Genomic DNA, 3811 nt, shown 5'->3' on the forward strand with positions numbered 1-3811 from the left:
CAGCTCTCGATCAGAAATCGACGGCGCAGCTGTCATCTTGCCATCAAACGCGGCGGCCAAGTTCTCGATCGCCGCTTTCTTCCAGCCGGTGATCATCGTCGGATGAATGTCGTATTTTTTGGCCAGCTCGGCCGTCGTCAGTTCCTCGCGGATGGCTTCCAAAGCCACCTTCGCCTTGAACTCCGATGTATAGCGCTTGCGTTTCGTCATGTCGGCTCGGTCCTTCATCAGTCGCTAAAGCTTAGCAACTGGTCCGAAATCCTGCGACCACCTCTCACAGCCCGATCCGTTACAGAGTGCAGGAGATTTTATGCTGTTCCTCCGCCATACGTGATCCCGCCGGAAAAAAGGGAATCGGTTCGCTCAGCTGATCACCAGTTCGTGAGCGCTGTAACGAACGGCTTCGCCAGCGGACGTGTCAGTGTGGCCCGATGCAAGGGCCCGATCTGGTTCAACATGGAGAACGACATGACCCTCATGAAATCGAATATCGGACTTGGTGCCGCGCTGACCTGTGCGCTGACACTGGTGGCTGCGACCGGTGCCCATGCACAGGACAACATGGAGAAGTGCTTCGGCGTATCGCTGGCCGGGCAGAACGACTGTGCGGCAGGTCCGGGAACGACCTGCGCCGGCACATCGAAGGTGGATTTCCAGGGCAACGCCTGGACATTGGTGCCGGCCGGCACCTGCGCCACGATGGAACTGCCTGCGGCCGCCGACGGCACCGCCCGCATGGGCGCTCTCGAGGCGCTGACCCGCGACGTCCCTGCGTGACGTGACCGACGGGCGGGGGGTGCCCCCCCCGCCACGACTTTCAGGGAGGATCGCATGAACACGCTGCCAAACGCTGTCGGTGTCGGCTTCAAGCCGGACCATTTCGGGGCCATCCGCCAGGACCCCGGTCCGGTCGGCTTTCTGGAGGTCCATGCCGAAAACTACATGGGTGCCGGCGGTCTGCCGCATGCGCAACTAACGTCGCTGCGCGCCGATTTCGCCCTGTCGGTGCATGGTGTGGGCTTGTCGATCGGCGGGTCGCGGCCCGTCAACGCCGCGCATCTGGCCCGGCTCAGGACGCTGTGCGACCGGTACGAGCCTGCCAGCTTCTCGGAACATCTGGCCTGGTCAAGCCACGGGACCGACTATCTGAACGACCTGCTGCCGCTGCCCTACACGGACGAGACGCTGGCGCTGGTCTGCAATCATGTGGACGCGGTGCAGACGGCCCTGGGCCGCCAGATGCTGTTGGAAAACCCGTCGACCTATGTGACCTTCGTACAGTCCACCATGCCAGAAGTCGCCTTTCTAAAGGCGGTTGCGGATCGCACCGGATGTGGGCTGCTGCTGGACGTGAACAATGTCTTTGTGTCCTGCGTGAACCACCGGCTTGACCCGCGTGCGTGGCTTGCGGACTTTCCCATGAACCATGTGGGCGAAATTCATCTGGGCGGTCATGCCGAGGAAGAACTGCCCTCCGGGCCGCTGCTGATCGACGCGCATGGCACCCCGGTCGCGGACCCGGTCTGGGCGCTTTATGCAGAGGTCGTGGCCCGGGCGGGGCCGCTGCCGACCCTCGTGGAATGGGACAACGACGTGCCCGCATGGCCCGTCCTGCGGGCCGAGGCGGCGCGGGCAAACGCGATCCTGCAGGACGCGATCCTGCAGGGTGGAGGGCTGGGCCGTGTTCGCGTATCCTGACTTCACGGCGGCCTTCGACGCCGCCCTGAGGGGCGCCACACTGCCCGATGGGGCGACCGCGGTGGTGCCGCAGGAGGTCGAGCGCCGCTTTGCCGTCTACCGCAACAACGTGGCGGTCAGCCTGACAGCGGCGCTGGCCAAACGGTTTCCCGTGATCGAACGTCTGGTCGGGGAAGCGTTCTTTGGCGCGATGGCCCGCATCTATGCCGAGGCGCATCGCCCGCAATCGCCCGTGTTGCTGGCTTGGGGCGACAGCTTTGCCGCCTTTCTAGCCGACTTTGGGCCACTGGCGGCTTATCCCTACATGGCCGACGTGGCTCGGATCGAATACGCGCGCGGCGTGGCCTTTCATGCAGCAGATGCAAGGTCGGCCCGCACCGAGAGTTTCCTTGACGCCGACCCGTCACGGCTGACGCTGCGGCTGCACCCCTCGGCGCAGGTGATCCGTTGCAACCATCCGGCGGTGTCGATCTGGCGGCACAATCAACCGGGTGCGACGCCCGACAGTCTGACCCTTGCCGGGTCCGAAATCGCGCTGATCCTGCGCGATCGCAGCTTCGACGTCCCTGTCTTCGCCATCGGCGAAGGCGACGCCGAGTTGCTGGACCATCTGCGCCGCGGTGCCACGCTGACGACGGCGGCAGAGCTTGCCCAATGGGCGGCACCGGGACACGACGCACAACCCCTGATCCGGCACCTGATGCAGATGGGCGCCATTCTCGATCCGAAGGGGGACACCTGATGCTTGCCATACTGACCCGGTTGAACGCCTTGTTCGACCGCATTCCGCACGATGTCGTGGCCCTTGCCCTGCGGGTGTTTCCCGCGATGGTCTTCCTGCAATCCGGGCGCACCAAGGTCGATGGCGTGTTTTCGATCAAGGACTCAACCTGGTTCCTGTTCGAACACGAATACGCGCTGCCCCTGATCCCGTCGCAGCTTGCGGCGGTCTTGGGCACCACGGCAGAGCATGTGTTGCCGATCCTGATGATCCTTGGCCTTGCCACGCGGGTGTCGGCATTGGGGCTGCTGGGCATGACGGCAGTGATCCAGATCTTCGTCTATCCCGATGCCTGGGTCACGCATGGCCTGTGGGCCGCGGCATTCCTGGCGCTGATCGCACGGGGTCCGGGCGCTGTCTCGCTCGACCGGGTTCTGGGAATCGACGGCGCAGGGATGCGGACCGCGCGCCGGCTGGCCCCGGTCACATGATGCGGCGGCGCGCGGTCCTGTCGGCCGTCGCGCTTCTGTGGCCGTTCCACCTGTCGGCACAGGCGCGCAATCCCTACGGCGCGACGTGGCCGCAGACTGACTTTGCCCGGTCGGACATCGATCTGGCCGAGGTCATCTCCGGCGGGCCACCAAAGGACGGCATCCCGGCGCTCAGCGATCCTGCCTTCATCGCCGCCAACTCAGAGACCCGCCTGTCCAACCGCGAACCTGTGATGACGGTGGCCTTGCCCGGCCAGGCGGCGCGCGCCTATCCGATCCGGTATCTGATGTGGCACGAGATCGTGAATGACAACATCGACGGCGTGCCCGTGCTGGTGACATTCTGCCCGCTGTGCAACACCGGCATGGTCTTCGACCCGCGCCTTGACGGGCGCCATTTGACATTCGGCGTGTCAGGTCTGCTGCGGTTTTCCGACATGATCATGTATGACCGCGACACAGAAAGCTGGTGGCAGCAGGCATTGGGACAGGGGATTGTCGGCACCCATGCGGGGCGGCGGTTGGAACAGCTCGCCGCCCCGATGGAAAGCTGGGGCGCGTTCCGCGCGGCCCATCCTGACGGTCTGGTGATGGCTGAACCCGACTGGTCGCGGTCCTATGGCAGCAATCCCTACGAAGGGTATGACACCTCGCGCCCCTTTCTTTACGCGGGCGAAGACCCGCCGCACGGCATCGACCCGCTGGAACGGGTCGTCCGCGTCGGCAACCGGGCCTGGCCCCTGTCCCGCCTGTCGCAGGCCCGCGACATCCGAGAGGCCGGCGTCATCCTGCAGTGGTCCGAAGGGCAGGCCTCGGCGCTCGACAGCCGCAGCATCGGCGCGGGCCGCGAGGTCGGCAACATCCGTGTTACCGATGCGGCGGGGCTGGACGTGGTGCATGA

Annotated in this window: 6 protein-coding genes; 5 read left to right on the forward strand and 1 reads right to left on the reverse strand. The window is 65.1% G+C overall.

Going from position 1 to position 3811, the window contains the following annotated elements; genetic code table 11:
• On the reverse strand, positions 1–210 hold a 210-nt coding region (locus ACOI1H_RS24025; protein ID WP_422440722.1), incomplete at its 3' end, for a transposase.
• A 267-nt stretch (positions 211–477) separates the two neighbouring features.
• Between ACOI1H_RS24025 and ACOI1H_RS24030 the strand changes: the two genes are divergently transcribed.
• From ACOI1H_RS24030 to ACOI1H_RS24050, 5 genes are all read left to right on the forward strand, one after another.
• A complete protein-coding gene (locus ACOI1H_RS24030) occupies positions 478–777 on the forward strand; it encodes a DUF2282 domain-containing protein (protein WP_422440729.1) in 300 nt (99 codons plus the stop codon).
• A 54-nt stretch (positions 778–831) separates the two neighbouring features.
• Entirely contained in the window at positions 832–1698 is an 867-nt protein-coding gene (locus ACOI1H_RS24035; protein ID WP_422440724.1) for a DUF692 domain-containing protein, read from the forward strand.
• Positions 1682–2440, forward strand: a complete 759-nt coding sequence (locus ACOI1H_RS24040) for a DNA-binding domain-containing protein (protein WP_422440725.1) — start codon at positions 1682–1684, stop codon at positions 2438–2440. Before ACOI1H_RS24035 ends, ACOI1H_RS24040 begins: the two co-directional genes overlap by 17 nt.
• A complete protein-coding gene (locus ACOI1H_RS24045) occupies positions 2440–2910 on the forward strand; it encodes a DoxX family protein (protein WP_422440726.1) in 471 nt (156 codons plus the stop codon). Before ACOI1H_RS24040 ends, ACOI1H_RS24045 begins: the two co-directional genes overlap by 1 nt.
• The coding region (locus ACOI1H_RS24050) for a DUF3179 domain-containing protein (protein WP_422440727.1) at positions 2907–3811 on the forward strand (905 nt) is incomplete at its 3' end. The genes ACOI1H_RS24045 and ACOI1H_RS24050, both read left to right, overlap by 4 nt.

The sequence above is a fragment of the Loktanella sp. DJP18 genome (assembly GCF_049310965.1).
GTDB lineage: Bacteria > Pseudomonadota > Alphaproteobacteria > Rhodobacterales > Rhodobacteraceae > Loktanella.

Bases quoted from the DNA above. Each gene is read 5' to 3' on its own strand.
- ACOI1H_RS24030 (WP_422440729.1), top strand. From the start codon at position 478: ATGAAATCGAATATCGGACTTGGTGCCGCGCTGACCTGTGCGCTGACA.
- ACOI1H_RS24035 (WP_422440724.1), top strand. From the start codon at position 832: ATGAACACGCTGCCAAACGCTGTCGGTGTCGGCTTCAAGCCGGACCAT.
- ACOI1H_RS24045 (WP_422440726.1), top strand. From the start codon at position 2,440: ATGCTTGCCATACTGACCCGGTTGAACGCCTTGTTCGACCGCATTCCG.